Here is a 4,219-nt window from a genome sequence, read left to right on the forward strand (position 1 = left end):
TGATTTATTTGCCATATATAACGAATAAATGCTTGAAGGTTACCAACTGTAATTATGCCTTTGATTGCATAAATAGGTCCTATAAATGCCATAACTGCAATTCCTAAATAAGTGACTAATGATACTAATGGGGACATAAGTCCTGATACAAACTGTGCTTTAAATCCATTTGTACAAAGTTCCTCATTTATTTCTTTAAATTCTTTAATTGCATCATCTTGTTTTCCATATAACTTTATTTCATTAAATCCAGTATACATCTCTTGCACGCTTCCATTTAATTTTCCTAAAGCATTTTGTTGCTTTTTAAATAAACTTTGAGACTTACCTACTATAAATCTTGAAACTAAATAACTTATAGGAATAATAAGTGTTGCAAGTATTGCCATAGTAATATTGATAGTAAACATCATAACTACTGCTAAAGTTACTGCAAGTATTGAATTTACAACTTGACTAAAGCTTTGCTGAAGTGCATTTGATATTGTATCAACATCATTAGATATACGACTTAAAATGTCTCCATAACTATTTTTATCAAAATAGCTTATTGGTAATCTTTTAATTTTATTTAAAAGAGAATTTCTCAAATCTCTCATTGTATTTTGAATTGCATTTGTTAATAAAAAATTTGAAGCATAAATTAAAAGTGTATAAGAAACGTAAAATATTGCTAAAACAATTAAAATTTTAGTAATATAAGTAAAATCTACACCTGCACCTACTATTCCTTTTGAAATAGCAATTACATCTTCTGTAAGTTTAGTAATTATAAGCCCTTCAATAATTGGAGATAATGAACTTATAATTGCTGCTAAAACTATAAAAAATATAGACAATAAAAATCCTATTTTATATGGTTTTATATAAGGAGAAATTTTCTTAAAAGTAGTTTTTATATTTTTTAATCTATTCATCTTCTAATTCCTCCTTTGTAAGTTGTGATGTAGCAATCTCATAATAAATTTCACAAGATTTAAGTAATTCCTTATGAGTTCCTTCTCCTACAACTTCACCTTCATTTAATACAATTATTTTATCAGCATCAAGAATTGAACTAATTCTTTGCGCAACTATTAAAACAATTGAATCATGAGTTTCTTCTTTAAGTTTAGCTCTTAATATAGCATCTGTCTTAAAATCAAGTGCTGAAAAACTATCATCAAAAATATAAATTTCTGGTTTTCTAACTATAGCTCTTGCTATAGATAATCTTTGTTTTTGTCCACCTGACACATTTGCTCCACCTTCACTTATCTCTTCATCAAAGCTATTAGGCTTTTTAACTATAAAATCATATGCTTGTGATACTTTTGCAGAATGAATTAATTCATTCTTATTTGCATCTTTTTTACCAAACTTTATATTTTTACCTATGCTGCCTGTAAACAATAATGTTTTTTGTGGAATAAATCCAATTTTACTTCTAAGAAATTTCAAATCATAATCTCTAACATCTACTCCATCAATTTTTATATTTCCTTCAGTAACGTCATAAAATCTAGGAATTAAATTTATAAGTGTACTTTTACCGCTTCCTGTACTACCTATAAAAGCTATTGTTTCACCTTTATTAGCAGTAAATGATATATTTTTAAGTACTGGTTCTTCCCCATAAGGATATGTGAAGGTAACATTTTCAAATTCTATTTTTCCTTCATCTTTTACATTTTTTATTCCATTTATAGGATTTTTAATTAATGGTTGTTCATCTAATAATTCCTGTATTCTATTTGCTGATACCTCAGCTCTTGGATACATTACAAAAACTAATGAAAACAACATAATTGAAAACATTGCATGAAATAAATATTCAATAAATGCAACTAATTGCCCAACTTCTAAAGACCCAGTATTAATCATCTTACTTGAAATCCAAAATATTGCAATTATAGCTAGATTAAGTAATAAGAAAAAAGTAGGTTGAGCACTTGACATAAGTTTATTTAATTTTTTTGAAACATCAGCATAACTTTCATTTGTATCTTTAAATCTTTCTGTTTCATGATCTTCATTTCCAAAGGCTCTTATAACTCTTATACCTGTTAAATTTTCTCTGGAGATTCTATTTAATTTATCCAAACCTTTTTGTTGCCTTTTTGACATAGGATGAGATACTTTGGCGATAATAACTACTCCTGCTATTATAAATGGAATTGTTATAGCTAATACTAAAGATAATGATAGACTTGTTTTTATTATCATTATTAAACTGATAGTAAACATTACTGGTGTGATTAATGCTGTTCTTAAAACAGTATTTATGAATTGTTGTAATTGAAATGCATCATTAGTAGTTCTAGTAATCATAGAAGATATTCCAAATTTATCATATTCACTATGGGAAAATTCTTGTGCTTTACAAAATATATCATTTCTAATATCTCTAGTTATACTAGTTGAAATTTTTGAGGAACAATATCCTAAAATAATGGTTCCAATAGATCCTATTATTGATATGACAACAATAATAATTCCCATTTTTCTTATATAGGGAATATCATTATAAACAATACCAACATCTATAATTTTTGCCATTATAGTTGGTATCCCAAGTTCTACTAATGCAAATCCAAATACCGATAATACATTTAAAATAATTAATCCTTTATACCTTTTTAAATACTTTAAAATTAACCTCATTTAATTCTCATCTCCTCTCATAGTATTTTAATATTATTAAAAATTATAGCAATAATTTTATATTTTGTATATTTTCCCTTTATATTATTTATATATCTTGTTGACTCATTTTAATTTAAATGATATGATTATCTAGCAGTTGGTACGTAAAGTGCTAATTAATTGTGGAGCTTGGTTGTCTTTCGCCGGATACCAAGCTCCATTTTTATATTTTTTATTGAAAGGATAATAATTAATGAATTTTAATAATTTAGGAATAAATAACAATATAGTTAAAACTTTAAATAAAAATGGTATTAAAAAACCAACACCAATACAATTAGAATGCATACCTTATATTTTAAACAAAAAGGATGTAATTGGTGAAGCTAAAACTGGTACTGGAAAAACTTTAGCCTTTTTATTACCATTATTTCAATCTATATCAAATAAAGATAATTTTACTCAAGTTCTTATTATATCTCCAACTAGAGAACTTGCTATACAAATAACTGAAGAAGCAAATAAACTTAATGTAAATAATACAATTAATATTCTTGCAGCTTATGGTGGAAAAGATGTTTCATCTCAAATAAAAAAACTTAAAAATACTGTTCATTTAATAGTTGCAACTCCTGGTAGATTAATAGATCATATAAAAAGAAAAACTATAAACTTAAGTAAACTTAAATCAATAGTTATAGATGAAGCAGATCAAATTCTTTTTATGGGTTTTAAAAATGAAATAGATGAAATTATGAAGTTTGTTCCAAAAAAACGTCAAACTCTTTGTTTTTCAGCAACTCTAGATTCTAAAGTAAAAAAACTTGCTTATAGATACATGAATGATCCTGTTTTAGTTGAAATTAAAGAAAAAAATATAACTGTTGATAAAATCAAACAAAATGTTGTTTTTACAACGGATAGATGGAAGCAAAATTCTTTATGTGAAGTTTTAAAAGAAGATAATCCTTTTATGGCTATAATATTTTGTAGAACTAAAAGAAGAGTTGATGATTTAGAGGAAGCTATGCATAAAAAAGGATTTAACTGCAAAAAAATACATAGTGATATTCCTCAATCTAAGCGTGAAAGAACAATAAAATCTTTTAGAAATGCTGATATTCAATATTTAATAGCAACTGATGTTGCAGCTAGAGGAATAGACATAACTGGAGTTACTCATATCTATAATTATGATGTGCCTGAAACCCCTGAAAGTTATATTCATAGAATTGGAAGAACTGGTAGAGCTGGAGAAGATGGCTATACTTGCATGTTTGTAGTTCCAAGACATGAAGGTAATTTTAAAAAAATTGAAAAACTTTTAGATTATAAAATACCTGAGCGTAACATTAATATAACAAAATAAATAGAGCAATTATATAATTGCTCTATTTATTAATTAATTTTTTATTTTTTTCTTCTTTTTATTAATCCTATTCCTGCAGCTATAGAAGTTGCAGCTAAAACTCCTGCAAATCCTAAACTATATCCTGTATTTGGCATAGGCTTGCTATTATCTACATTTTGATTTCCTTCATCATTCGGCTTATTATTCTCTGGTTTGTTTTCTGGCTTATTTTCCGGCTTATTT

The 4,219-nt window shown here is 26.2% G+C and carries 4 protein-coding genes; 1 reads left to right on the forward strand and 3 read right to left on the reverse strand.

Translation table 11 applies throughout. From position 1 onward, the window contains the following. Together Q4E08_RS11635 and Q4E08_RS11640 are read right to left on the reverse strand one after the other, a co-directional pair. Nucleotides 1–917: ABC transporter ATP-binding protein (locus Q4E08_RS11635; RefSeq protein WP_303131124.1), on the reverse strand; the 917-nt coding region annotated here is incomplete at its 3' end. Further along, complete coding sequence (locus Q4E08_RS11640) at nt 910–2,643, reverse strand: ABC transporter ATP-binding protein (protein ID WP_303131125.1); 1,734 nt, start codon at nt 2,641–2,643, stop codon at nt 910–912. The genes Q4E08_RS11635 and Q4E08_RS11640, both read right to left, overlap by 8 nt. Nucleotides 2,644–2,878: 235 nt before the next feature. Here Q4E08_RS11640 and Q4E08_RS11645 point away from each other — a divergent pair, with 235 nt between their 5' ends. After that, the gene (locus tag Q4E08_RS11645; RefSeq protein ID WP_303131126.1) at nt 2,879–3,994 is read left to right on the forward strand and encodes a DEAD/DEAH box helicase; all 1,116 of its coding nucleotides are present in this window, start codon (nt 2,879–2,881) and stop codon (nt 3,992–3,994) included. A gap of 41 nt (nt 3,995–4,035) precedes the next feature. Here the strand turns inward: Q4E08_RS11645 and Q4E08_RS11650 are convergent. Next, on the reverse strand, nt 4,036–4,219 hold a 184-nt coding region (locus Q4E08_RS11650), incomplete at its 5' end, for an LPXTG cell wall anchor domain-containing protein (protein WP_303131127.1).

The organism is Clostridium sp., assembly GCF_030532265.1.
GTDB lineage: Bacteria > Bacillota > Clostridia > Clostridiales > Clostridiaceae > Clostridium.

Excerpts from the sequence above, each read along its gene's own strand:
- Q4E08_RS11640 (WP_303131125.1), bottom strand. The coding sequence starts at position 2,643 with ATGAGGTTAATTTTAAAGTATTTAAAAAGGTATAAAGGATTAATTATT.
- Q4E08_RS11645 (WP_303131126.1), top strand. The coding sequence starts at position 2,879 with ATGAATTTTAATAATTTAGGAATAAATAACAATATAGTTAAAACTTTA.